The organism is Winogradskyella sp. HaHa_3_26 (genome assembly GCF_019278425.1).
GTDB classification, from domain to species: Bacteria; Bacteroidota; Bacteroidia; order Flavobacteriales; family Flavobacteriaceae; genus Winogradskyella; species Winogradskyella undariae.
This window is the reverse complement of the sequence record NZ_CP058981.1, coordinates 2,656,196-2,681,213: the sequence shown is the minus strand read 5'-3', so window position 1 is coordinate 2,681,213 and position 25,018 is coordinate 2,656,196. Positions and strand designations below refer to the sequence as shown.

The 25,018-nt window shown below is 32.4% G+C and carries 20 protein-coding genes; 8 read left to right on the top strand and 12 right to left on the bottom strand.

The annotated features are described in order from the left end of the window. Nucleotides 1-27 precede the first annotated feature (27 nt). The 4 genes from gcvP to H0I32_RS11440 all read left to right on the top strand — a co-directional run bounded on the left by gcvP (nt 28) and on the right by H0I32_RS11440 (nt 5,582). Nucleotides 28-2,877 carry an aminomethyl-transferring glycine dehydrogenase gene (gcvP, locus tag H0I32_RS11455; RefSeq protein ID WP_179313641.1) on the top strand — a complete coding sequence of 950 codons (2,850 nt, stop codon included), beginning with the start codon at nt 28-30 and terminating at the stop codon, nt 2,875-2,877. Nucleotides 2,878-3,046: 169 nt separating this feature from the next. Next, nucleotides 3,047-4,105, top strand: a complete 1,059-nt coding sequence (locus H0I32_RS11450) for a 3-oxoacyl-ACP synthase III family protein (RefSeq protein WP_179313640.1) — start codon at nt 3,047-3,049, stop codon at nt 4,103-4,105. A 33-nt stretch (nt 4,106-4,138) separates the two neighbouring features. Beyond that, a complete protein-coding gene (locus tag H0I32_RS11445) occupies nt 4,139-4,675 on the top strand; it encodes a methyltransferase (RefSeq protein WP_173587810.1) in 537 nt (178 codons plus the stop codon). Between the two features lie 58 nt (nt 4,676-4,733). After that, the gene (locus H0I32_RS11440; protein ID WP_173587809.1) at nt 4,734-5,582 is read left to right on the top strand and encodes a glycosyltransferase family 2 protein; all 849 of its coding nucleotides are present in this window, start codon (nt 4,734-4,736) and stop codon (nt 5,580-5,582) included. A 6-nt stretch (nt 5,583-5,588) separates the two neighbouring features. On the opposite strand, the gene H0I32_RS11435 is transcribed toward H0I32_RS11440, so the two are convergent. Continuing rightward, on the bottom strand, nt 5,589-6,395 hold the full coding sequence (locus H0I32_RS11435; protein ID WP_173587808.1) for a DNA/RNA non-specific endonuclease: 807 nt from the start codon (nt 6,393-6,395) through the stop codon (nt 5,589-5,591). Between the two features lie 11 nt (nt 6,396-6,406). After that, nucleotides 6,407-8,074 carry an alkaline phosphatase PafA gene (pafA, locus tag H0I32_RS11430; protein ID WP_179313639.1) on the bottom strand — a complete coding sequence of 556 codons (1,668 nt, stop codon included), beginning with the start codon at nt 8,072-8,074 and terminating at the stop codon, nt 6,407-6,409. A 112-nt stretch (nt 8,075-8,186) separates the two neighbouring features. Here pafA and H0I32_RS11425 point away from each other — a divergent pair, with 112 nt between their 5' ends. Both H0I32_RS11425 and H0I32_RS11420 read left to right on the top strand, forming a co-directional pair. Further along, a complete protein-coding gene (locus H0I32_RS11425) occupies nt 8,187-8,924 on the top strand; it encodes an MlaE family ABC transporter permease (protein ID WP_173587806.1) in 738 nt (245 codons plus the stop codon). Nucleotides 8,925-8,926: 2 nt separating this feature from the next. Beyond that, nucleotides 8,927-9,697 carry an ABC transporter ATP-binding protein gene (locus H0I32_RS11420; protein ID WP_173587805.1) on the top strand — a complete coding sequence of 257 codons (771 nt, stop codon included), beginning with the start codon at nt 8,927-8,929 and terminating at the stop codon, nt 9,695-9,697. Between the two features lie 33 nt (nt 9,698-9,730). On the opposite strand, the gene H0I32_RS11415 is transcribed toward H0I32_RS11420, so the two are convergent. Genes H0I32_RS11415 through H0I32_RS11405 form a run of 3 tightly spaced genes read right to left on the bottom strand, consistent with a single transcriptional unit; the run spans nt 9,731 to nt 13,003 of the window. Next, nucleotides 9,731-11,251, bottom strand: a complete 1,521-nt coding sequence (locus H0I32_RS11415; RefSeq protein ID WP_179313638.1) for a DUF389 domain-containing protein — start codon at nt 11,249-11,251, stop codon at nt 9,731-9,733. A 59-nt stretch (nt 11,252-11,310) separates the two neighbouring features. Further along, nucleotides 11,311-12,399: a mannose-1-phosphate guanylyltransferase gene (locus H0I32_RS11410; RefSeq protein ID WP_179313637.1), complete on the bottom strand. Its 1,089-nt coding sequence runs from the start codon at nt 12,397-12,399 to the stop codon at nt 11,311-11,313. A 7-nt stretch (nt 12,400-12,406) separates the two neighbouring features. Next, nucleotides 12,407-13,003 (bottom strand): SprT-like domain-containing protein, encoded by a 597-nt coding sequence (locus tag H0I32_RS11405; protein ID WP_173587802.1) that lies wholly within the window; start codon nt 13,001-13,003, stop codon nt 12,407-12,409. Nucleotides 13,004-13,310: 307 nt separating this feature from the next. Between H0I32_RS11405 and H0I32_RS11400 the strand changes: the two genes are divergently transcribed. Together H0I32_RS11400 and H0I32_RS11395 are read left to right on the top strand one after the other, a co-directional pair. Next, nucleotides 13,311-14,189, top strand: coding sequence for a DnaJ C-terminal domain-containing protein (locus H0I32_RS11400; RefSeq protein WP_173587801.1), 879 nt, complete (start codon nt 13,311-13,313; stop codon nt 14,187-14,189). 2 nt (nt 14,190-14,191) lie between these two features. Then, nucleotides 14,192-14,488 (top strand): chaperone modulator CbpM, encoded by a 297-nt coding sequence (locus H0I32_RS11395; protein WP_173587800.1) that lies wholly within the window; start codon nt 14,192-14,194, stop codon nt 14,486-14,488. Nucleotides 14,489-14,583: 95 nt separating this feature from the next. Here the strand turns inward: H0I32_RS11395 and H0I32_RS11390 are convergent, their stop codons facing one another. The 7 genes from H0I32_RS11390 to porU form a co-directional block, all read right to left on the bottom strand. Then, entirely contained in the window at nt 14,584-15,267 is a 684-nt protein-coding gene (locus tag H0I32_RS11390) for an SDR family NAD(P)-dependent oxidoreductase (protein ID WP_179313636.1), read from the bottom strand. Further along, nucleotides 15,260-16,237, bottom strand: a complete 978-nt coding sequence (locus tag H0I32_RS11385) for a M28 family metallopeptidase (protein ID WP_173587798.1) — start codon at nt 16,235-16,237, stop codon at nt 15,260-15,262. The genes H0I32_RS11390 and H0I32_RS11385 overlap by 8 nt, the downstream gene beginning before the upstream one ends. Nucleotides 16,238-16,346: 109 nt before the next feature. After that, nucleotides 16,347-17,966, bottom strand: a complete 1,620-nt coding sequence (locus H0I32_RS11380) for a dihydrolipoamide acetyltransferase family protein (RefSeq protein WP_179313635.1) — start codon at nt 17,964-17,966, stop codon at nt 16,347-16,349. A 3-nt stretch (nt 17,967-17,969) separates the two neighbouring features. Next, the gene (pdhA, locus tag H0I32_RS11375; RefSeq protein WP_173587796.1) at nt 17,970-18,971 is read right to left on the bottom strand and encodes a pyruvate dehydrogenase (acetyl-transferring) E1 component subunit alpha; all 1,002 of its coding nucleotides are present in this window, start codon (nt 18,969-18,971) and stop codon (nt 17,970-17,972) included. 119 nt (nt 18,972-19,090) lie between these two features. Beyond that, nucleotides 19,091-19,573, bottom strand: a complete 483-nt coding sequence (cdd, locus tag H0I32_RS11370) for a cytidine deaminase (RefSeq protein ID WP_173587795.1) — start codon at nt 19,571-19,573, stop codon at nt 19,091-19,093. Between the two features lie 145 nt (nt 19,574-19,718). Further along, nucleotides 19,719-20,963, bottom strand: a complete 1,245-nt coding sequence (gene porV, locus H0I32_RS11365) for a type IX secretion system outer membrane channel protein PorV (RefSeq protein ID WP_179313634.1) — start codon at nt 20,961-20,963, stop codon at nt 19,719-19,721. Between the two features lie 65 nt (nt 20,964-21,028). After that, the gene (gene porU / locus H0I32_RS11360; protein ID WP_179313633.1) at nt 21,029-24,895 is read right to left on the bottom strand and encodes a type IX secretion system sortase PorU; all 3,867 of its coding nucleotides are present in this window, start codon (nt 24,893-24,895) and stop codon (nt 21,029-21,031) included. Between the last annotated feature and the right edge of the window lie 123 nt (nt 24,896-25,018).

The following is a 25,018-nucleotide window of genomic DNA, read 5'->3' as shown; positions in this document are numbered from 1 at the left end:
CACAACTCAATAAATTATAATTATTTAATGGATACAACCTCTTTCGCACTAAGACATATTGGCCCAAATTCAGATGAGCAAAAAGCCATGTTAGACACTATAGGTGTTAAAAATATAGCTCAATTAATTACTGAAACAATCCCAGGCAATATACGTCTAGAAAAAGATTTAGATCTTGATGCTGCTTTAAGTGAGCAAGAATATCTTAGCCACATCAACGAGCTATCTCAACGAAATAAAATATTTAAAACTTATATTGGTTTAGGCTACTACCCTACTAATTTACCTGCAGTAATTCAGCGTAATGTATTAGAAAACCCGGGTTGGTATACTGCCTACACACCTTATCAAGCTGAAATTGCCCAAGGTCGATTAGAAGCTTTGTTGAATTTCCAAACCATGATTATTGATTTAACAGGTATGGAAATCGCTAATGCATCACTATTAGATGAAAGTACTGCCGCTGCTGAAGCCATGGCATTATTATTTGCTGTAAGGGATCGTAGCCAAAAGAAAGCTAACGTTAATAAATTCTTTGTTTCTGATTTAGTTTTACCTCAAACTATTGCTTTATTAGAGACAAGAGCTACACCAATAGGTATTGATTTAGTTATTGGTAACGAAAGCGAATACAATCTTTCAGACGAATATTTTGGTGCATTATTGCAATACCCAGGAAAAAACGGTCAGATTACAGACATTAAATCATTTATAGAACAAGCTAATGCTAAAAATATAAAAGTTGCTGTTGCAGCAGATATTTTAAGTTTAGTAAAACTTGAAGCACCAGGGAAATTTGGAGCAGATGTTGTTATTGGTACCACACAACGTTTTGGAATCCCAATGGGTTATGGAGGTCCTCACGCAGCGTATTTTGCAACAAAAGATGCTTATAAAAGAGATATTCCAGGTCGTATTATCGGAGTTACAAAAGACGCAAATGGTAATAGAGCTTTACGTATGGCGTTGCAAACAAGAGAGCAACACATTAAACGAGATAAAGCAACCTCTAACATTTGTACTGCACAAGTACTTTTAGCAGTTATGGCAGCAATGTATGCTGTTTATCACGGTCCAAAAGGTCTTACTTTTATTGCAGACAAAATAAAAAACTCAGCATCTACCCTTGCTGATTCATTAGCAAAATTAGGATTAGAGCAAGTTAATTCTCATTACTTTGATACTATACAAATAAAAGCAGATGCGGTTAAAGTAAAATACGAAGCAGAGAAAAAAGAAGTTAACTTTCACTACCCAGATACAAATACAGTAACGATTTCTATTAACGAAACGACTAACGTTTCAGATTTAAATGATATCATTTCAATTTTTGAAACGGTTACAGGTGAAACGACTGCTAAGATTGAAAGCATTTCAACTAATGAAACTATTCCTGATCATTTAAAACGTGTCAGTGATTTCTTAACGGTAGATGTTTTTAACACTTATCATTCTGAAACAGAATTGATGCGTTACATAAAACGTTTAGAGCGTAAGGATTTAGCCTTAAATCATTCTATGATTTCGCTAGGTTCTTGTACCATGAAATTAAATGCAGCATCAGAAATGTTACCGTTAAGCTGGCCAAGTTGGGGAAATGTACATCCATTTGTTCCTTCGGATCAAGCAACAGGTTACAAATTAATGCTAAAAGCATTAGAAGATCAACTCTCTGAAATTACTGGTTTTGCAGCCACTTCACTTCAACCAAATTCTGGTGCACAAGGTGAATTTGCAGGTTTAATGGTTATTAAAGCATATCATGAATCTCGTGGAGATCACCATAGAAATATTTGCTTAATTCCTTCATCTGCACACGGAACAAATCCGGCAAGTGCTGTAATGGCAGGAATGAAAGTTGTGGTAACTAAAGCATCTGAAGATGGAAACATTGATGTTGAAGACTTAAGAGAAAAAGCAGAGTTACATAAAGATAATCTTTCTGCATTAATGGTAACGTACCCATCTACTCATGGTGTTTACGAATCAGCTATTAAAGAAATTACACAAATTATTCACGACAACGGTGGACAAGTTTATATGGATGGTGCCAATATGAATGCACAAGTTGGTTTAACCAATCCAGGAAATATTGGAGCTGATGTTTGTCACTTAAATTTACATAAAACATTTGCAATTCCTCATGGAGGTGGTGGACCAGGTGTTGGGCCAATTTGTGTTGCAAAACAATTAGTACCTTTCTTACCAGGAAATCCAATTATTAAAACAGGAGGTCACCAAGCAATCTCAGCAATCTCTGGAGCACCTTTTGGTTCTGCATTAGTATGTCTTATTTCTTATGGCTACATAAAAATGTTAGGCTATAGAGGTTTAAAGAAAGCTACAGAAGTTGCAATTCTTAATGCAAACTATATTAAAGAGCGTTTAAGCGAATGTTACCCAACATTATACTCTGGTGAAAACGGAAGAGCTGCTCACGAAATGATTATAGATTGTCGTGGTTTTAAAGCAAATGGTATTGAAGTTACTGATATCGCAAAACGTTTAATGGATTATGGTTTCCACTCACCTACTGTATCATTTCCTGTAGCAGGAACTATGATGATTGAACCTACAGAAAGTGAAAGTAAAGCTGAAATGGATCGTTTTTGTGATGCTATGATTTCAATTAGAAAAGAAATTGAAACGACATCAAAAGACGAACCTAATAACATGCTAAAAAATGCACCTCACACTTTAGAGATGCTTACTTCTGATGAATGGGTTTTACCATATACAAGAGAAGCTGCAGCATATCCGCTAGATTTTGTTAGAGATAACAAATTTTGGCCAAGTGTTAGACGTGTAAATGACGCCTTTGGTGATAGAAATTTAATGTGTAGCTGTGCCCCCATTGAAGACTATATGGATGCATAATCTAACTTTATAACATAAAAAAAGTATTCAAATTGAATACTTTTTTTATGTTTTATATATTCACATATAAGAATTAATAAGAATTCATCAAAAATTTAATCTTTAAAACTTTGCAATGGCAAAAGCTCTTTAATATTGATTATTTTTGTAAGTACGAAAATATACACCGATGGCAATTAAAATAGCAGGTACAGGAAGTTACATACCGAGTCACGTAGAAAAAAATGAAGATTTCTACAATCATCAATTTTTAAATGCAGATGGATCTACAATTAAGAATTCTAATGAAGTTATTGTAGAAAAATTTAAAGCTATTACAGGTATACATCAACGAAGGTATGTTACAGAAGAATTATCAAATTCTGACATTGCTAGTTTTGCTGCCGAAAAAGCTATTGAAGATGCTAAAATAGATCGAGAAACTCTTGATTATATTATTGTAGCTCATAATTACGGTAATGTACAATACAATACAGAACAAAGTGATACAGTTCCTAGTATAGCTTCTCGAGTAAAACATTTACTAAAAATTAAAAATCCAAAATGTGTCGGTTATGACTTACTTTTTGGTTGTCCAGGATGGATTGAAGGCGTTATCCAAGCTAAAGCTTTTATTGCTTCTGGCATTGCTAAACGCTGTTTAGTAATTGGTAGTGAAACCTTATCTAGGGTTATAGATCCGCACGATAGAGATTCAATGATATATAGTGATGGTGCTGGTGCTGTAATTGTAGAAGAAAACAATGATGAAGGAGGTATTTTAGCACATGAAAGTGCTACTTATGCATTAGAAGAAGCACATTATATTTTCTTTGGAGAAACCAACGATAAAGACAATGATGCTAAACGCAAATACATAAAAATGCATGGTAGAAAGATTTATGAATTTGCACTTTTAAATGTACCAAAAGCATTAAAATCTTGTTTAGAAAAAAGTGGAAAATCCATAAATGATGTAAAGAAAATTCTAATACATCAGGCAAATGAAAAAATGGACGAAGCCATCATTAAACGTTTTTACAAGCAGTATAAAATGGAAATGCCAGAAGGCATTATGCCAATGTCTATAAACATGCTTGGTAATTCTAGCGTTGCAACGGTACCAACATTACTAGATATGATTCTTAAAGGTCAATTAGAAAACCAAGAAATCAATAAAGGCGATATCATTATGTTTGCAAGTGTAGGTGCAGGCATGAATATTAATGCTATTGTATATCAATATTAATTTGATACGATTTCTGATTCTCTAAAAATAAAGATGTACGAAAAAACATATCCAAATAAGCGTTTCAATCTTACGCTTCAGTTTTTAAAAAAACATATCTCTACTTCAGAAACTATCTTAGACTTAGGTGTAAAAAACCCATTCTCAGAGATTATGATTTCTGAAGGTTTTTCGGTTGAAAACACATCTGGAGAAGATTTAGATGAAAATCGTACCGCTCTAGAGACTGCCGAAACTAATGTTGTTACGGCTTTTGAAATTTTTGAACATCTTTTATCACCTTACGAAGTTTTAAAATCAGTTAAAGCAGATAAAATTATTATCAGTATTCCTCTAAGACTTTGGTTTTCTTCGGCATATAGAAGCAAAACAGATATGCGAGATCGCCATTATCATGAATTTGAAGACTGGCAGTTAGATTGGCTTTTAGAGAAAACAGGTTGGGTGATTAAAGACCGTCAAAAATGGACAAACCCTGTAAATAAATTAGGAATTAGACCTATTTTAAGACGCTTTACACCGCGTTATTATATTGTTTATGCAGAAAGAAATGTAAATTCACAAAAGTAAATTCAAAATTCCAAAATGCTTTACTTAGTTTTGGGCTTTCTAATTTAGAATTTGAAGTTTGAATTTTTACATCATCATCCCAGCGCATAACGAAGAAGATTTTATTGGTAAAACTTTAGAGTCTTTAGTGCAACAGACCACACTTCCTAAAGCTGTTGTTGTTGTAAATGACAACTCTAATGACAATACACAAACGATTTGTGAAGATTACGCTTCAAAACATCCATGGATTTCTGTATTAAACTCTAAGTCTTCAGATAAACATTTACCGGGTTCTAAAATTATTCATGCTTTTAATAAAGGTTTAAATACACTTGACGCCAATTATGACATCATTTGTAAATTTGATGCCGACCTTATTTTCCCTGATAATTATTTAGAAAAATTAACGAATCATTTTAAGGCTAATCCTAAATTAGGAATGGCTTCAGGCTTCTGTTATATTCAAAAAAATAAGGAATGGATACTAGAAAACCTCACCAACAAAGATCACATTAGAGGTGCACTTAAAGCTTATAGAAAAGATTGTTTTGAACAAATAGGACAATTAAAAGCTTCTATGGGTTGGGATACCGTTGATGAATTGCTTGCAAAATATAATGGATGGCAAATCCTTACCGATGAAACACTTCATGTAAAACATTTAAAACCTACCGGAAAATCTTATAATAAAGCTTCAAAATATTTACAAGGTGAAGCGATGTATAAAATGCGCTATGGTTTTTCTATCACCTTAATTTCAGCATTAAAATTAGCTTATAAAAAAGGGAGCTTCCAGTTATTTAAGGATTATATGTCGGGTTATTTTAAAGCTAAATCTAAAGGCATAGAATTTTTAGTATCTAAAGCAGAAGGTGATTTTATTAGAAATTTGCGTTGGAAAGGGATTCTTAATAAATTTAAATAAATAAGATTAAAAAGACCAGCTTTTATAACTCGCAGAAGCTTCCAATTTATTTTCTATACGATCTTCTAATTCTGGAAAGAAATCAATTCCTGTTAAAGTTTCAAGAGAATCCACAGAGACAACAAATTTATACAAAGGTAAATTTGAGTTTTCATGATCCATTAAAAACGCTAACATCTTTATTTTTCCGTTCGTGTTATCTAAAATCACTTTATAGAATTGATTAGGTACTGCTACATTTTCATCTCCGATAGTTTTCAAATTGTCTTTTAAAACACCTCCTGTAACTACAAAAATACCATCATTCTTTTTTGCCCAATATCTAACTTTCTGCTCTAAACGATTCCAAACACCAGCATTAAATTGATGCTCTTGTGGACTAATATTACTTGTTAAAAAAGTTTCATCGTGTGCCGCTTTAGTAAAACGTCTATCTCCAGCAGGACAAAGATGCCCTTTATCGTAACCTGATTTTTTATAATTATTCCAATGTCCTGCTCCCGTTTTTACAGCAGCATCAATTTCAAAATAAGGTCTTTTACGATTTGTAGAACTTAAATGTGCTAACTTTAATTCGTATGCCACCCACTCTGCTTGTTCGTGAGGTTCACTATAAGACAGAGAATAATTTTGATGATGTACAATTTGATTCGTCGTACTTGTAGGCAAATAGAATTCGTTGGTGTTTTCTTTTACAATTTCACCTTCAGTTATAACTTCTTCTTTAGCCTTTTGTTCTATAAAAAAATCATAGCTATAAATACCGATTACGATAATTACAGCTATGATTGTATAAATTGGTTTTCTCTTCAAATTAAAAAAAATTAATCAATCACAAATCCTAAAGGTTGACCTGTTGCTCCGTTAGGAAAACTAATACCTAACAATGCTGACATAGTAGGTGCAATATCTGGAATTATAGTTTTATTAAATGTTTCACCATGCTTAATTCCTTTTCCAAAAAACAACAATGGAACGTGTGTATCATAATTAGAGCTACTACCATGAGTAGAACCTGTTTTTCCATATGAGATAAATGAGATATCATTTACTAAAATTACATCTCCCGAACGTTTTTGGTTAAATCCATTTTCAATAAGCTCCTCCACTCCTACAGGGAAACTAGTTGTACTCATTGTTGTTGCTGTATAAACTTTAGAGATATTTGGATAACTTAATTGCTCCATTGCAATAGCATCTTGAACATCACTTAATTTTAAACCTAATTCTTTAACTTTAGCTCTGTCTAAAAAGATCTGATTGTTACTAATGTTCTCTACAATAGACTCTGTACCGTACGTAGCATTTAAAAAAACATTAAATCTTGCTTTTCTATCTTTATTATCTACGTAACCTGCAGGAACTTTAACAGACTCTAAATAAGCTGGTACATCAACAGCTCCATGATCTGCCGTAAGAAAAACAGTATATTCCCCTTTTCCAACATTAGCATCTAAATAATTAAATAAACGCTCTAAATCTTTATCTAAACGCAAATAAGTATCTTCAACTTCTTTAGAGTTAACGCCAAAATTATGACCTACATAATCTGTTGCAGAATAACTAACAGCAAGTACATCTGTAACTAGATCTTCACCTAAATTTTCTCCTTTAATTGCCGCAATTGCAAAATCTGTAGTTAAACTATTACCATAAGGTGTTGCTTTCAAAATATCAAAACCTCTATTGTCTTTACTTAACTTTTTTAAATCATAAGGAAATGTTGCTTTATCTTTTCCTTTAAAACCACCTTCAAATGTATTTTCATCAGATCCACTTTCTGTATATGTTGAAATATCATATAATGTATTCCATTCTTTTAAGTAAGATTTTGCACTTTTAGATTTATTGAAATCTTTAACCCATTGTGGTAATTCATTCATATAAAAAGAACTCGTAATCCAAGCTCCTTCATCTTTACCATGAAACCAATAAGCTGCATTTGCAGTATGACCTGCTGGTAAAATAGCACCTCTATCCTTTAATGAAATACCAATAGTTTTACCTTTCATTTGTGTAAACAATCTATTTTCATCTCCAAAAGTAGTTGTTTGCATTCTATGTGGTGACATTTTACCTGCTGCATCTTCTGTACCAACAGAAGTTACATTATCATCACCAGCACAATACACCATTTCTTTAGCTTCTTTATCGTACCAATTATTAGCAATTATACCGTGTATTTTGGGAGTTGTACCCGTGTATACAGAAGTATGACCAGGACCTGTATAAGTTGGCACATAATTAAAGTGATTGTTTTTACAATTGAAACCTTCACTTATCATACGGTTAAATCCTCCGTCACCAAATCTAGATTGAAAACGTGTTAAATAGTCGTAACGCATCTGGTCGACAACAATACCTACAACTAATTTTGGCCTTTCATTAATTTCTAAACTTGTAGTTTGGCTTTTAGAATTTGTAGTTGTACTTTGAGCACCACACGAGATAAATATAGCTAATGCAGCTGCTAAGGTGAAGATATTTTTCATTAGTAATAATACATTAAATTGAAGTTCAAAAATACAATTTTTAAACTATCTTAGATTAAATTAACATTATTAACTAATCCTTTTTTATACTTTAGCATTAATAAAATTAAACATGACTTACCTACATAATATTGGTGCCTATTTTATAATGATAAAGGACATTTTTCGCCGCCCTACTAAGTGGTCCGTGATGAAACCTTTAATACTGAAAGACATTGATGATCTCATCATAGGTTCTCTTGGTATTGTAGCATTTATTTCATTTTTTGTTGGAGGCGTTGTAGCCATACAAACTTCACTAAATATGACGAGTCCACTAATGCCAAAATATCTAGTGGGTTTTGCAACACGCCAATCTATAATACTAGAATTTGCGCCGACATTTATATCTATAATTATGGCTGGTAAAGTTGGTTCTTTTATTACATCAAGCATAGGAACTATGCGTGTTACAGAACAAATTGATGCATTAGAAGTTATGGGTATTAACGGAATTAACTATCTTGTTTTTCCTAAATTTATAGCTTTAACACTTTATCCTTTTGTCATCTCTATTGCTATGTTTTTAGGAATATTAGGAGGACTTATGGCATGTGTATACGGCGGTTATGGAACAATGGAAGATTACATAGAAGGCGTTCAGTTAGATTTTATTCCATTTCATTTTATATATGCATTTTTAAAAACCTTGGTATTTGCTTTTCTACTCGCAACCATTCCTTCTTATTATGGTTATTTTATGAAAGGTGGAGCCTTAGAAGTTGGTAAAGCCAGCACAACATCATTCGTTTGGACTAGCGTTATGATTATTATGGTTAATTTTTTACTAACCAGTTTATTATTAGGATAATTATGATAGAAGTTAAAGACCTACAGAAATCTTTTGGAGACTCACATATTTTAAAAGGAATTACAACTTCTTTTGATAAAGGAAAGACAAATTTAATTATTGGTCAGAGTGGATCTGGTAAGACCGTTTTTTTAAAATGCCTCCTTGGATTATTTGATTATGAAGAAGGATCTATTTGCTATGAGGGTAAAAATTTCAGTAAACTATCTCGTAATGAAAAAACAAACCTACGTTCTGAAATGGGAATGGTTTTTCAAGGTAGTGCGTTATTTGACTCTATGACTATTGCCGAAAACGTAATGTTCCCTCTTAGGATGTTTACCAAACAGAGTAAGAGTGAAATGGAAGATCGTGTAAATATTGTTTTAAAACGTGTTAATTTAGATAATGCACATGATAAGAAACCTAGTGAAGCATCTGGTGGTATGCAAAAACGTGTTGCTATTGCAAGAGCTATAGTAAACAGACCTAAGTTTTTATTTTGTGATGAACCAAACTCTGGATTAGATCCTAAAACAGCTATTGTAATTGATAATTTAATTAAAGAAATTACAGAAGAATTTGATATCACTACTGTTATTAATACACACGATATGAACTCTGTAATGGAAATTGGAAAAAAGATAGTTTTCCTTAAAGATGGATTATTAGAATGGGAAGGCTCTAACGAAACTATTTTTAAAACAGAAAACGAAGCCGTTACTGACTTCGTTTATTCTTCTGAGTTATTTAGAAAGGTACGTAAAATGTATCTTGAAGAAGATGCTAAATAAATAGCACTCTAAATTACATTTAACTTTATACTATTAATTTCTTTTAATAAATACGGTATCTACTTTAAGCTCACGTTTAAGCCATTTTTGTAAATCTCTTTCCTTAATATATACAAGACTATCAGACAGTTTAACTCTCCATCTTACATTAGCAATGGTAATAGTATCAATATTTATAAAATCTTTAGACTCTAACATTTTAGCATAACCAAAAGACTCTAAATCGTTAAATTTAATTTTAGCATCACGAGACAATGAAGTAAACGAAACTAGATTATGACCTGTATTTTTAGACTCAACAACCTTGTTTAAGTTTGAAATATTAGATTTCAATTCTTCAATTTCTTTTTGAAGACCATCAATCACATTATCCTTTCGATCTAAATCAGCATAAGCTCTATCTAAAGATTCCATTAAACGATCAGCACTTCTTGTTTTATTAGCATTGATAATTAATTCAAAATCCTTAAGATTTTCATATCCTTTCTTTTTTTCATTTTGTAAATCTGTGATCATCTCATCACTCACATCTCCATTAAAATGTAAATTCATAGTCTTAGTATCAATATTTAAATCATTTTCTCTTTTTTGGTACCACAGATTAGAATTACTTTCTATTTCATTTTTAACAAAGTCATCAAAATCTCTTTGATATTTACTCTCCTGAAGCACCGTTAAAAATGTCCATACCGCAGGAATCATTACAATAATAGCAACGCCCATAGCAATCCTAGAAATACGTTTACGTTTCGCCGAATTTGCATATTTAAGCATTGGAAAACGTAATATTTTTAACACCAAAAATGTTGCTAAAGCTATAAATATGGTATTGATGGTAAACAAAAACATGGCGCCACCAAAATATTCCCAATTCCCTATAGCAAGTCCATAACCAGCAGTACACAATGGAGGCATTAAAGCTGTAGCAATTGCAACACCAAAAATAACAGAAGCTATAGTTCCTTTTTTTGTTCGAGCTATTATCAATGCTAAACCTCCAAAGAATGCAATAAGTACATCTCGAATATCTGGACGTATACGTCCCATTAGTTCATTAGTATCTTCACTAAGAGGAAATAGCCAAAAGAATAAAAATGCCGTTAATAAACTTAACACAATCATGGTAGCTAAGTTGATAAGTGATTTTCTTAAGGTGTCAATATCATTTATAGCGATAGACATTCCGATGCCTAAAATAGGCCCCATTAATGGCGAAATTAACATGGCCCCAATCACTACAGCAGTAGAATCTGCATTAAGACCAATGGAAGCCACAAAAATAGAGCAGACCAAAATCCAAGCTGTAGCACCTTTAAAAGGTATATCTGCCTTAATAGCATCTATTGTAGCATCTCGATCTGTATCTTCTCTAAAATCAAGTAATTCATGTAGAAAAGTCTTAACACTAGCAAATAAACCTTGTGCATCTTCCTTTACAGCCTTTTTCTTTTCTTCCACGGCCTTATCCTTATCAATTTGCTTCTGCTCGTGCTTTTGTTTTTCTTGCTCTTGTTTTTCTTCTTCTGAAAAATTAAATTTATGTTCGTCGCTCATAGTTTTAAAAAAAACTGGTTTTAGATATCTTGTATTTATTTGATAGCTTCAACAATTGATTACCCGTATTGTTCACCAAATTTAGCTTTCACATTTTGAAGTACTTTTTTAATATCTTGCTCTTTGGCTTTTGGAAAGATAAGTAAAACTTCTTCTTTATCTACAACAATATAATCTTTTAAACCGTCGATAACCACAACTTTACCTTTCTTAGAACGAATCATATTTCCACTAGAATCCTCTAATAAAGTTTTGGCATTAACAACAGCATTATCACTATCGTCTTTATCTAATTTATCATAGAGGCTTCCCCATGTTCCAAGGTCATTCCAATCAAAAGTTGCTGGAATAACAAAAACATTAGTACTCTTCTCCATCAATGCGTAATCAACTGAAATGTTTTCTGCTTTTTTATAATTCTCTTTTATAAACTCTTCTTCAAGTTCTGTGTTATAAGTACTAAAACCACTTTCGAATAATTGAAATAACTCTGGCTGATTATTTTTAAAAGCAGAAATAACAGATTTTGCACTCCACATAAAAATACCTGCATTCCACAGAAAATTTCCTTGATCAATAAAAGACTTTGCCGTTTTATAGTCTGGTTTTTCTCTAAACTGATTTACTGATTTTATTTCGGTAATTGAAGATTTATCATATTCAATATAACCATAACCTGTATTTGGAAATGTTGGCGTAATACCTAAAGTCATTAACGCATCGTTAGATTCGCAATAATCAAAAGCTGTTTTTACGTTATCAGAAAATGCTTGTTCATCTTCAATCCAATGATCACTTGGTGCTACAATCATTACAGCATCTTTATTTTCTTTCTGAATTTTTAAAGACGCATATAAAATACAAGGTGCTGTATTACGCATTGCAGGCTCTAATACAACTTGTCTTTTTGTAACTTGAGGTAATTGCTCAAAAACAAGATCATTGTAACGCTCATTAGTTAATATGAAGATATTTTCTTCAGGTATTAATTGCGCTAAACGATTAAATGTTTTTTGAATTAAAGTATCCCCAGTTCCAAGCATATCATGAAACTGCTTTGGAAAATCTTGAGTACTCACTGGCCAAAATCTTGAACCTACACCTCCGGCCATAAGGATGGCATAATAATTTGATTTTTTATTATTCATTATTTTTTTAATCTAGGGTTTCTACTTCTGCATTTGGGTTAAACAAATATAATTTTCCTGTGTTAACTTCTACGCATTCAAATCGTTTTCTTCTTTTATTTCCTCTTTTAAAAACTCTTCCATTATCTAGTTTAAAACTTTGATTTAAAAGCACTTCAAAAACATAGGTTTTATCATTGTCTTCATTAAATTGCTTTAAAGCTAAAGCCAATTGAGTATCTGTATCGCTAGATGCCTTAGGATTTTTAAAATGATTAGCTAAAAGTGGCAATAACTCTAAAGGAAAAACTTCGGGCCTTAAAAACGGTAACATTAAATGCTGAAAAGTGTGTTTCCATTCTTTTCCGTGTGGCTTAATAAGCCTACCATAAGTTTTATAAGCTTCAAAATGTGCGATTTCATGAATTAATGTAATTAAAAACCGATAACAATTTAAATTAGAATTAATTGTAATTTGATGCTTTCCGTTTGGTAATCCTCTATAATCACCATGTCGTGTTTTACGCTCCTTCTTCACTTTAACTATCAAATTATCAATAGCCAAAAGTTCAGTAACTAAAGGTTGTGCCCCCTCAGGAATATAATTTAAAAGTGGTGTTTGCATTGCTGCAAAAATAAGCGTTAAATAATTACTATTAAATTCTTTTAATCAAACTTTAAAAAACTCAAAACAGATATCATACAACTTAAAAATACAAAGTTAATCACAATTAAAAAACAGCAGTCTAAATTCATATTAAGAGATCAACAATTAATTTTTTATTTGATAAGTAATATGTCATTATTAATCAAAACAAAAGCCTAAATTATTGTATTTATCTTAACAGCATATACCTTGACATTAACCTGAAAAACAGCTAACTTAGCTGTAGGCAATTAATTTAATTAACCTACATTTTAGATTTAAAATTATGGCATTTATAGACTATTATAAAGTACTCGGTGTAGATAAAAATGCTTCCAAAAGCGATATTAAAAAAGCATATCGAAAATTAGCACGAAAACACCATCCTGATTTAAATCCTAATGATAAAGAAGCGGAATTAAGATTTAAGAAAGTTAATGAAGCTAATGAAGTATTGAGTCATGATGAAAATCGAAAAAAATATGACCAATACGGAGAAAATTGGCAACATGGTGAAGCTGAAGAACAAGCTAGACAATCTCATCAACGCAATCAACGCCGCTCTAACTCTAGCAATTTTGATGATGGAGAATATTCTGATTTCTTTGAATCTATGTTTGGAGGAGGACGCAGCCAAAGTCGTGGAAATGTAAAATTTAGAGGTCAAGATTTTAATGCTCAGCTTCAGCTCAATTTAAAAGATGTTTACACAACTGAAAAACGTGTATTAACCGTAAATGGAAAAAGTATAAGATTAACAATCCCTGCGGGAGTTATTCACGGACAAATTATAAGAATTAAAGGCAAAGGTGGAGAAGGTGTAAATGGAGGACCAAATGGAGATCTACTAATTGAATTTAATATTATAAATAACACCGATTTTAAACGCGATGGTGCTAATCTCTATAAAAATGTTGATCTTAATTTATATAAAGCTGTTTTAGGCGAAGATATTACCGTAGATACTTTTGATGGTAAAGTAAAATTAAACCTAAAACCGTTAACACAAAATGGTACACAGGTTAAGTTAAAAGGCAAAGGGTTTCCTAAATACAAAAAAGACGGAGAATTTGGTGATTTATATATTACTTACAATGTTCAATTACCAAAAAAACTATCTGATAAAGAGAAAGAACTTTTTGAAGAACTCGCAAAATTACAATAGCTATGGAGACTACAGATTTAATACCACTACCTAGTTTATGTACACATTACAAATTAGAAATGTCATTTTTTAATGCGCTAAATGATTATGGACTAATTGAATTAATTTCGGTTGAAAAAACATATTGCATTCATCAAGATAAAATAGCAGATATAGAAAAAATGATACGTTTACATCAAGAACTTCAACTTAATTTTGAAGGTATTGATACGGTTTTTAACCTATTGAATAAAATTGAGGATTTAAAATCTGAATTAATTACAACCCAGAATAAATTAAAACGATTTGAAGATTTATAATATGATTATTTAAACGTCTTATAATTAATTGAACAAGTTATTATTCTAAAAAAAATGAAGCTTGGTTAAATCTATCAAATTATAAACCTCCTATATTAAGGTGTAGAATTAGAAACCTGTAAAACTTTACCGTTATAATATTTATTTCCTGTCAATGCAAAATTCTGAATATAATCAGCCATTTCTACTGGTGTAGTAGAAGCTATATATCCCGGAAAAGCTTCTTCTAGCATTTCAGTTTGTACAGCTCCAAGTGCTAAAACATTAAACTGAGGTCCTGTTTCTTTATATTCTTCGGCCAACAATTCTGTCATTGTAATTACCGCTCCTTTGCTAGAACTATAAGCTGCCAAACCTGGAAATTTCATACTCCCCTGAATACCTCCCATAGAACTTACAGTAACAACATGGCCATCACTTTTCATATGTGGTAAAACTGTTCTTGTTAATTCTGAAACACCAAAAACATTTGTTTGATATACTTTAGTGAAGTCTTGAAACGTTGTTTCAGCAAAAGGCTTATTAATTATAGCTCCTGCGTTATTAATTAAAATATCGACTTGCTCCCACTCCTTATTAATAAAATCTGTTACTTTTTGGTAATCTTCTTCGTTACATAAATCAAAAGCAAAAGACGATACATTATTAATTTTAAGATTTGATATTGGTTTTTCATTTCGGGATAATGCCAAAACATTATGTCCCTCTTTAGCCAATAGTTTAACTAATTCAAATCCAATACCACGGCTCGTTCCTGTTATAATTATATTTTTACTCATCTTTTAAAATCACTTCTTTTGTTGGTGCATTCATTATACCTTCTAATGCAGGTATCATCTTATTAATAAAACTAGCCATATGATCATAATCCATTTTATCAGCCTCATCATCTACATGATGATAATAATCAAAATTTGTAAAATCGAAAGTAGAAATAGCATGAGCAGGAATATTTAACTCTTGATAAAACGGAAAGTTATCGGATCTTCTAAACAATTGCATTTGCTGCGCTTTATCAAAAAAACCAATAATTTCTTCATTAGCATATTCATTCAACTTAGCGGCATAATTAGAGTTTTCAAAACCACTCATATAAGCCATTATTTCACCTTCAGCCCTAGGTACACCAATCATTTCAAAATTAATCATAGTGTATGCATTAAATCCTTCACCTTTTAAACGTGCTGCTAAATGTGCAGACCCTTTAAGACCTAGTTCTTCTCCGTCATACAATGTTATTAAAATACTGCGCTTATTAGTTTTAGTCGCAGCAAAATATCTTCCTAATTCCATCGCCGCAATAGTACCTGACGCATCATCATTAGCTCCATTAGCTATAGAATCTCCTTCTACTGTTTTACCAAAACCTATATGATCGTAATGACCACCAAGAATAATATATTCATTTTTAAGTATTGGGTCATTTCCTTCAATAACACCTACAATATTATAAGCTTCTAAATCATTTAATTTGAAGGAATCTCGATATGTTTTAAAATAAGGTTTAATAGCATTAGACTTTAAATAATTCTCAATAAAGACTGCTGCTTTCTCAATACCCTTACTTCCTGTTGCTCTTCCTTCTAATTCATCTGAAGCTAAATATTCCATACTAGCCTTAATAGAAGCACTCGTAATTTTAGGTATTTGTGACACACCATCCTTACCAGGCTCACCATTTTTCCCTTTAAGTTGAAATGAACAAGAATAAACTAATGCGATTAAAAGAATAAGTAATAATTTCTTCATATTATATTTTTAGATAAGGCTTAAAGATAAAAAATCCTGATTCGAAAAATTATCAAATCAGGATTAAATTATATAGACTCTAAAATAAACTTAGAGTTGAATATTTATATTACAATAACATTGAAATAGGGTTTTCAATAAATCCTTTTAATGTTTGAAGGAATTGAGCACCTGTAGCACCATCAATCGTTCTGTGATCGGCAGCTAAACAAAGTTTCATTGTATTACCAACTACAATCTCACCATCTTTAACAACTGGTTTTTGAACAATTGCTCCAACAGAAAGTATTGCTGAATTAGGTTGGTTAATAATAGATGTAAATGTATCAATACCAAACATACCTAAGTTAGAAATCGTAAAAGTACTACCTTCCATTTCTTCTAAAGATAGTTTTTTAGTTTTGGCTTTGATTGCATATTCTTTTACAGCAGCACCAATTTGAGTCAATTTACGTTGATCAGCAAATTTAACAACTGGTACAAGAAGACCATCTTCTACAGCAACAGCAACTCCAATATGTACATGGTTGTTTAATTTCATTCTATCATCAAACCATTGAGAGTTGACTTGTGGATGTAATTTTAACGCCATAGCACAAGCTTTAACTACGATATCATTAAATGATACTTTAGTATCAGGAATAGCATTTACTTCCTTACGGAAAGCAATTGCGTTATCCATATCAAACTCAACATTTAAATAATAGTGAGGTGCTGTAAATTTAGATTTTGCTAAATTTTTAGCGATAGCCTTACGCATGTTAGAGTTTTTAATTTCTACAAAACTCTCTTCAGAAGCTGGTGTAGAAACTCCGGCAGCGGCAGCAGGTGCAGCAGCTTTAGGTGTAAAGTTTTCAACATCACGCTTAACGACACGTCCATTTTCTCCTGATCCAGGAATATCTGCAATGTTAAATCCTTTTTCTTCAGCCATTTTCTTAGCTAATGGAGAAACGAATAAACGTCCACCATCACTAGATACTTTTGGCGTTGCTACTGGCGCAGCAGCTTTAGGAGCAGGTGCAGCCTTAGGTGCTTCTGCTTTTGGTGCAGCAGCTTTAGGCGCTTCTTTTTTTGCAGGAGCGGCAGCAGGTGCAGAACCAAAACCACTAGCAACAGCTGAAACATCAGTTCCTGCTGGGCCAATAATCGCTAATAATGAATCTACTTTTGCAGATTCACCTTCTTCTAAACCAATATATAATAAGTTACCTGATTGGAATGATTCAAATTCCATAGTAGCTTTATCGGTTTCAATTTCGGCTAAAATATCTCCTTCTTCAACCTCATCACCAACTTTTTTCAACCAAGTAGCAACAGTTCCTTCTTCCATTGTATCACTTAAACGTGGCATGGTAACAACTATTACTCCTTCAGGAACTTCAGCACTTGCAGCAGGAGCAGACGCTTCAGCAACTGGTGCCTCAGCAGGCGCTTCTTCAGCTACTGCAGATGCACTACCACCACTAATTAAAGCAGAAATATCTTCACCTTCTTCTCCAATAATAGCCAAAAGTGAATCTACTTTAGCAGTTTCACCTTCTTGTAAACCTATATGTAATAGAGTACCTTCATTAAAAGACTCAAACTCCATTGTAGCTTTATCTGTTTCTATTTCGGCTAAAATATCTCCTTCTTCTACTTTATCTCCAACTTTTTTTAACCAAGAGGCTACTGTTCCTTCCTCCATGGTGTCGCTCAAACGCGGCATATTTATTACTTCTGCCATAGTTTACTTAATTTTGTGATCTATAAATGGGTAATCTTCTTGTTCATATACAACATCGTACATTACGTTCTTGTCTGGGTATGGAGATTCGTCTGCAAATTTCTCACATTCAGAAACACGTTTTTTAACGTCTTTATCAATCGCTTTTAAATCAGCTTCAGAAGCATAATTATTTTCAAGAATAATATCTTTTACTTGCGTAATAGGATCAATTTTCTTGTATTCAGCAACTTCGTCTTTTGTTCTATAATGCTGTGCATCTGACATAGAGTGACCTCTATAACGGTAAGTTTTTACTTCTAAGAAAGAAGGTCCGCCACCTGTTCTAGCACGTTGAATTGCTTCATCAAATGCTTCTGCTACTTTTATTGGATTCATTCCATCAACTGGACCACAAGGCATATCATATCCAAGACCTAGTTTCCAAATGTCTGTATGATTTGCTGTACGTGCAACTGAAGTTCCCATTGCGTATCCGTTGTTTTCACAAACAAATACTACTGGTAAATTCCATAACATTGCAAGGTTAAATGACTCGTGTAAAGATCCTTGTCTAGCAGCACCATCACCGAAACAACAAAGTGTTACAGCATCGCTACCGTGATATTTATCACCAAAAGCAATACCAGCACCCAAAGGAATTTGTCCTCCAACAATACCATGCCCACCAAAGAAACGGTGCTCTTTAGAGAAAATGTGCATTGAACCACCTAAACCTTGAGATGTTCCAGTTGCTTTCCCAAACAATTCAGCCATTACTCTTTTTGGATCCACCCCCATACCAATAGGTTGAACGTGATTACGGTAAGCAGTAATCATCTTATCCTTTGTTAAATCCATTGCATGTAAAGCTCCAGCTAAAATAGCTTCTTGCCCGTTATACAAATGAAGGAATCCTCTAACTTTTTGTTGAATATAAACAGCTGCAAGCTTGTCTTCAAACTTACGCCAGAACAACATGTCCTCATACCACTTTAGGTAAACTTCTTTGGTTATTTTTTGCATTTCTTGATGTGTTCTATTAAACTTTAAATAGTATAACAAAAATAACACTTTAGATGATAATGAAGAAACACTATGTGATAAAAAAACAAGAGATTTTTAACTTTTTTTCAACGAAAACACTATAATACTGAACTTTCAAAAAGAAGAGGTAATAAGTTGGCTAAAGAGTGAGATTTCACCACCTTACCTTCAACACCCATAAAATAGATTTCTATAGGCTGATTTTGTTTAATTTCGTACTCAGCGATAGTTTGTCTACAGGCTCCGCAAGGAGGAATAGGCTTATCCGTTAATTGATTTTGTGAAGATGCGGTTATTGCCATCTTTAACATCTTAGCTTTTGGATATTTAGCTCCTGCATAATAAATAGCTGTACGCTCTGCGCATAGCCCTGAAGGAAAACAGGCGTTTTCTTGATTACTACCTATCACTACTTCATTATTGTCTAATAAAATAGCTGCACCGACATTAAATTTAGAATAAGGTGCGTAAGCATTATCTCTTGCTTCTATTGCAGCATTCATTAATACCTGTATATCACTAGAAAGCTCATTAATATTTGTATAAACCTCTAATGTCGTTTCTATTTTAACTTCCTTCATATTCCACAAATTAGTTGAGACAAAAAAACTATTGTTAGCTAAACAATAGTTTTTTTTATATAATTTATTTTATTACTTCTTAATTAAAAAGACTTCTAATATTACACCTGGTGATTGAATTTAAAGATCATTTTAATTAAATAATTTAATACTCTCTATATTCACCATCACCAAAATTAAACGTTAAAGAGAAACGCAATGTATTTTCTAATGGACTCGCTACTTTTGAAGCTGAGAATAAATATGATAAATCTATGTTAACTGTAGTGTATTTAAAACCTGCACCAAGCGCAAAAAACTTACGCGCCCCTTTATCATCTGCTTCATTAAAATAACCTGTTCTAAATGAAAAATTCTCTTGGTAAGTATACTCAGCACTTAAAGCCCAAGTAAATTCCCTTAACTCTTCACTCAAACCTCCTGGAGCATCACTAAAAGATTGAAAAACACCTGTCATGAAACCTACATCTGGGTCTTGGCCATCTATAATAATATCATCATTACTTATAGGACTACTATATTCTTCTCCATCATCATAAACACCGTTACCGTTATCATCATCATAATTGTATTCATTTCCATAAATAGGAGGTGTTGGTACTAAATACTTAGAAACTTCAGCTGTAACAGCTAATTTACTGTATTGATCAAAGATAAAATCGAAACCAGCACCTAATCTTAGATTTGTAGGTTGGAACACATCTTGTCCTCCATCATCGTACTTAAATTTTGGTCCTAAATTTTGAATTGCAAAACCGACCCTCCATCTTCCATTATAATCATTATAAGCTTCTTCTTCACTTTGATAATACCCTGTAATATCTGCACCAAACGTACTTCCTGGACTAGCATTAGGATCTACTTGACTAAGTCTAAGAGCAGAACGCATATAACGTAAGCCTACTGCCATAGAAAACTGCCTCCCTAATCGTAATGAGTATGCAGCATCTATTGCGTATTCATTAGGTTTTACAGCTACACCTGGATCACTAGCATCTTGTGTTAAAACAATTTCACCTAATGAAAAATATTTAAGACTTGCAGAAAAAGCACTATATTCATTTATTCTGTTAAAGTAAGTCACATAACTTAACGAGATATCATTAACCAATTTTGTTAAATAAGGTGTGTAAGCTAAACTTACGCCTTGTTTTGTTTCTGAAAACACATATTTAGCTGGATTGTATTGTTGAGAAAACCCATCAACAGAAGTCGCAACTCCCATATCTCCTAACGAAGCAGATCTGGCATCTGGAGCAATAAGCATAAAAGGTAAACCCGTAGTAATTACTCTACTGTCTGTAGAGTTAGGTAATATAACAGTACCATCTTGAGCAAAAGCATTACTAATTGTAGCAAAAGCCATTAAGGCTATAAAATATTTTTTCATGTTAAGTTTTTGAAATATTAATACTCTATGAGTAAAATTAATCCGATAGCAAATATAATTTAATATTATAGTATGACAAGTTTTTGAATTTTTTCAACTTGTTTATTTAAACGGTTAGATTTAACTTTTAGTTTATAGACATATACACCTTTTCCTATTTTGTCTCCAAAATCATCTCTTCCATCCCATACAATATCTCTAGATAATGAAGAAGAGCCATTATAGCAACACTCATCTGAATTGGTTTGTCCATTTAATGTTCTTACTAATTTTCCTGAAACCGTAAATATCTGCACAGAGATATCTAATGGGTCTGAACTATTGTGATTAAACCAAAACTCGGTATAACTCACAAAAGGATTAGGGTAATTTAAAACGTTATTAATAACCAACTCTTCATCTTCGTCGAAAACCATAAACTGAATTTCTGCTGTTGAAGAATTATTATAAACATCCCAAGCTTTTAAAGTTAAAGTATGCAAACCTGGCTCTAAATCTCTAAAAGGATAACTTACCGCTCCGTTAGTATAATCGTCTATATTAGCTTGATAATAATTATTTAAAACCACAGGGTTTGTTTCGTCTCCATCTATAATTGCTGTAATATCATGACCAATTCCACTTGCTGTATTAATTCCGTTATTATCTTGAAGCTTTACAAGAAAAGTAGGAGACTCATTTGTTATACCTCCTGAAACAAAATTTTCATCATTCATATACAAATTAATGATTGGCCCCAGGTTATCTTCGGGTGCATCTTCATTAATACCCCCTATTTGAATATCAAAATTTGATCCTGCCTGATCCGAAGTTGGATTATCGGTTTGCGCATAAAAACTCACCTTACCACTACCTATAGGAATACCGATATCTCTTGGTACAATAAAATCGAATTCAAACTGCCCATTAACAACACTTGCCTGACCTTTAAAAATAACTTCACCCAAGGTTGTAAAATCCATTGTTATAAGCTCATTGTTTGTATCTCTAATTGCATCATTCCCTAAAGTTTGTCGTTCTATTAATTTATCAAAAACCGTTGCTGTTAATACTCCATTATAATTAGATAATAAATTTCCGCTTGTATCAACAACTTCACCTGCTAGTTTTGTATAACTTAAAGCTTTTAGTGTATCTATAGACTGGGTAATCTCTACGTCATTTACTTTAGTTAATTTAATGTCTGGCTGAGCAATTGCTAATTTCATAGCAGGATCACCGATAAAGAATACTAATCTTTTTTGACTAGAACCAACAATATTATTATCAATTTTTGTTAATCTCAGCGCTTCTGCCATAGAAACATAGTCACTAGACCCAAATGCGAATAAATAATCATCTAACACTTCATTAAGCGCCTCACCCACAGAAACAATTATTTGTCGCGTTGTAGTTATTAAACCTACAGCACCACCGTTTTTATTCCAAAAAGTAAATTCTCCTGCAGTTTCTCTACTTGGGTCATCAAATTTAGTATACTCACAGGTTACTGTTATAAACAAATTATACTTACATATATTATTAACTTCCTGAGAATCAAACTTATCAAAAATCCGTTCTGTAGCAAGTCCATCTTCTCCTCCGTGCCCAAAATAATTAACAACTAGCGCTCCTACTTCAATAGCATCCTTAATGGCCTCGTTAACTTCTGGATATCTATTCCCTGCAGATGAAGATTCTTGTTCAAATGCATCTGAATGAATTTTTACAACATTAAAAAATGGTTTTTCGTCATCTATAGTAGTCCCTAATTCATCTGTAGTTTGCTCTAATCTAGCTTCCCAAGCTTCATCAACATCATCTGAGATCAGTAAAATATTATTTCTCCAACTGCCATAAGATTCAGGTTGGTAATAAGAAATAATCTTATCCACCATTTCAGTAGCACGCTGTACATTTTCGGCTAAAATTCGACCTACAGCAACATCCATACGATCACTAATAGCCATACTCCCTTCGTTATCATCTAACATGGCATAAAAATCATCTGAAACAAACGAGCTTGTTAAACTAAAACTTTCATTGGTATACCATGCAGGGACTAAATTGGTATTATTAGAAACTCTATCTTTATAATCATAAGAGCCATCACCAAATAAACAAAGGTATTTTAACCGCTTGCTCGGTTCGCTAGCATTATCATATACATATTTAATAAAATTTCTTAAAGCTGCAATATCCTGACTACCGGTGCTGAACTCATTATAAACAGTTTGCAAATCAATTACTTTTACGTTAAGACTGTACTGATCTCTATTAATTTGAGCTAAACGTTCTGCTTGTGTTACAAATTGAGATGGAGCTAAAATGATATAATCAACATCTTCAAATTGCCCTTGACTATTCGTAAATATTGTTCCTTTTAAATTCTGATTTGAAACTACAGTTCTAGAATCAGTTTTAGGGGTGAACACATTTGAATTAGAAAAGGCTAAATAAGACCTTTCTTCACCAGACTGAGCCTTAAAAGTCATAGTACTCGAGTTATCTGAATTTATAACATTACTCACATTAAAGCGATCTGTGATATCCCAAATTTCTTCAACTTGACTAGCATTGGTTAAAGTATACTCTGCAACACCAGGTGTAGTAATTACATCTTTATTTTTAAAAACTAATTGTTTGCTATCGTATATTAAATTTCTAGTCGCTTCAATGTTGATATAATCTAAATAAGCATTTGCAGAAGGATTACCGCTATTATTATAATCAAAAGTAACCGTAACAACATCTGTATTTATGTTTTGCTGACTATTATAAGACACAGCAGTTCCTAAAACAGAGCCTGGCGTTATAACTCCTAAAGACATTGTAGTAGCTAAATTGCCATTAATTGTAATTCCCATGGTGGTTGGTAACTCTGAAACAGAACCAATAGCAATACTAAAGTCTACTGGGGAACTGGTTACTAAATTTGGAAATTCAAATTCGTAAGTACGTTGGTTTTCTATATCAAAATCATCACCAAACCAACGACGACCTAATTTTGCAAGGTTATAATCATCAACTTCATAAAATTGATAATCCTGAAATGTTGTAATTTCAATATCAGCAGCTGCAGTAATTTCGGGCATAGAAAGAATACGCTTTCCATTTCCAGAACCTATATTTACGTAGTAATAAGTTTTATCAGTGTATAAATTTAAATTCGTATCACTTTCTTCACTATAAGTCTTAGGTCCTTCACCATAAAAAAGAATGTAATCTGAACTATCAAAACTACCATCATCTTCACCTACAAATTTTATTGCATTCTCAACAACATCAAAAGGATAATTCTCAGAATTCTCTAATGGCAACATCCTTCCTCCATTTCCAAAAATTTTAATGGTCCTTGGGTCTATAGAATTTGTGTTGATTCCTAAATTGCTTAAAAAACTTTTAGACAACTTAAAAACTCCAGATTCTTCAATATAAAAACGATACCATTGACCAGAGCTTAAAACAGAATTGGTAATATCATTTACCCCCATTACAGTGTTAGCAGAACGGCCAGATAATGAATTATAAAGAATAGTAAATGTTGTGATTTTTTTATAAACCCCTCTATCCTTAATAATAGGACTTATTTCAAAATAGTTTGATAATTCACCTCTTGCATTAATATTATATAACCCATACTTAGGAGAACTAGGAATAAGATTGGGATTTAAATTTTTTAATTCTGAAGAAGAAATAGTTTCATAAGTAACATTAAAGAGTGTTACAGAATTTTGATCAATTTGACCAGATGCACTTTCCCATTGTGCAAAATACTTTAACCCATAATTATCGTCATAACTGAAATGATCATCATCAAAAGCAGGAACTTCAATTTTATTATAAACAGTTTCAAGAATTTTATTTTCTCCCCAATTAATATTGAATTGTTTTTGTTGCCCAAAACAAAGCATACCAAATAAGAGTAAAGAGATTAAATAGCAATTTTTCATTTATTCATTTCAGTTTTAGTCTCAAATAAAACCATCAGGATATAATCATAACGACAACGGTACCTGTAATTTCACTAAATAATAACGACTTTTAAAGCACGATATTATGACCACGTAATTTTT

Coding starts and splice junctions, on each gene's coding strand:
- gcvP (WP_179313641.1), top strand. CDS start 28: ATGGATACAACCTCTTTCGCACTAAGACATATTGGCCCAAATTCAGAT.
- H0I32_RS11450 (WP_179313640.1), top strand. CDS start 3,047: ATGGCAATTAAAATAGCAGGTACAGGAAGTTACATACCGAGTCACGTA.
- H0I32_RS11445 (WP_173587810.1), top strand. CDS start 4,139: ATGTACGAAAAAACATATCCAAATAAGCGTTTCAATCTTACGCTTCAG.
- pafA (WP_179313639.1), bottom strand. CDS start 8,074: ATGAAAAATATCTTCACCTTAGCAGCTGCATTAGCTATATTTATCTCG.
- H0I32_RS11425 (WP_173587806.1), top strand. CDS start 8,187: ATGACTTACCTACATAATATTGGTGCCTATTTTATAATGATAAAGGAC.
- H0I32_RS11420 (WP_173587805.1), top strand. CDS start 8,927: ATGATAGAAGTTAAAGACCTACAGAAATCTTTTGGAGACTCACATATT.
- H0I32_RS11415 (WP_179313638.1), bottom strand. CDS start 11,251: ATGAGCGACGAACATAAATTTAATTTTTCAGAAGAAGAAAAACAAGAG.
- H0I32_RS11410 (WP_179313637.1), bottom strand. CDS start 12,399: ATGAATAATAAAAAATCAAATTATTATGCCATCCTTATGGCCGGAGGT.
- H0I32_RS11405 (WP_173587802.1), bottom strand. CDS start 13,003: ATGCAAACACCACTTTTAAATTATATTCCTGAGGGGGCACAACCTTTA.
- H0I32_RS11400 (WP_173587801.1), top strand. CDS start 13,311: ATGGCATTTATAGACTATTATAAAGTACTCGGTGTAGATAAAAATGCT.
- H0I32_RS11395 (WP_173587800.1), top strand. CDS start 14,192: ATGGAGACTACAGATTTAATACCACTACCTAGTTTATGTACACATTAC.
- H0I32_RS11390 (WP_179313636.1), bottom strand. CDS start 15,267: ATGAGTAAAAATATAATTATAACAGGAACGAGCCGTGGTATTGGATTT.
- H0I32_RS11385 (WP_173587798.1), bottom strand. CDS start 16,237: ATGAAGAAATTATTACTTATTCTTTTAATCGCATTAGTTTATTCTTGT.
- H0I32_RS11380 (WP_179313635.1), bottom strand. CDS start 17,966: ATGGCAGAAGTAATAAATATGCCGCGTTTGAGCGACACCATGGAGGAA.
- pdhA (WP_173587796.1), bottom strand. CDS start 18,971: ATGCAAAAAATAACCAAAGAAGTTTACCTAAAGTGGTATGAGGACATG.
- cdd (WP_173587795.1), bottom strand. CDS start 19,573: ATGAAGGAAGTTAAAATAGAAACGACATTAGAGGTTTATACAAATATT.
- porV (WP_179313634.1), bottom strand. CDS start 20,963: ATGAAAAAATATTTTATAGCCTTAATGGCTTTTGCTACAATTAGTAAT.
- porU (WP_179313633.1), bottom strand. CDS start 24,895: ATGAAAAATTGCTATTTAATCTCTTTACTCTTATTTGGTATGCTTTGT.